The 584-nt window shown below is 39.2% G+C and carries 2 protein-coding genes; both read left to right on the top strand.

Features of this window, described 5'->3' with window-relative positions; genetic code table 11:
* Positions 1 to 79 precede the first annotated feature (79 nt).
* A complete protein-coding gene (locus tag ADIWIN_RS22190) occupies positions 80 to 244 on the top strand; it encodes a Glutamate synthase [NADPH] large chain (RefSeq protein WP_020895400.1) in 165 nt (54 codons plus the stop codon).
* On the top strand, positions 174 to 584 hold a 411-nt coding region (locus ADIWIN_RS10510), incomplete at its 3' end, for a hypothetical protein (protein WP_040756988.1). The genes ADIWIN_RS22190 and ADIWIN_RS10510, both read left to right, overlap by 71 nt.

Genomic DNA, 584 nt, shown 5'->3' with positions numbered 1-584 from the left:
CTATAAGTTGATGACTTTGCTTATGCTTTAGACAATATGGAGCCATAGAGGAAGGACGAGGCAGCGACCCAAAGAACAGGTGACGGTAGCTGGTATTCTGATACAATTGCCCCATACATTCCTGAAGGAGGTTACTCAAAGGTTAGGTTTTGGATTACCAGAAGAAGGATTCTATGGTGTTGGTATGGTGTTTTTCCCAAAACAACAAACAACTATACAAAAAGTGCAAATCAAACTTAAATAAGATAATCAACGAATTGGGCTTTAAGCTCATCGGATACAGAGCTGTACCCACAGATGATACTGTGCCTGGTTCAGGAGCTTTAGAAGTTATGCCCAATATTGAGCAGGTTTTTGTCCAGCACAAAGACAATCTTTCAGGGCTTGATTTGGAAAGGAAACTCTTTGTACTTAGAAATTATGCTACAAGTATTCTTAACTCCACGATTCCTGGAGTTAATAGTGCCTTCTATTTTGCCAGCTTTAGTAGTCAAACACTAATCTATAAAGGACAACTCAGAACTGATCAGGTTTTGACCTTTTACAAAGACTTGCAAAACAACAAGCTTAAATCGGCCATTGCT

It is taken from the genome of Winogradskyella psychrotolerans RS-3, from assembly GCF_000427335.1.
GTDB lineage: Bacteria > Bacteroidota > Bacteroidia > Flavobacteriales > Flavobacteriaceae > Winogradskyella > Winogradskyella psychrotolerans.
Note: the sequence above shows the minus strand (reverse complement) of the source record. Positions and strands in the feature narration are given on the sequence as shown.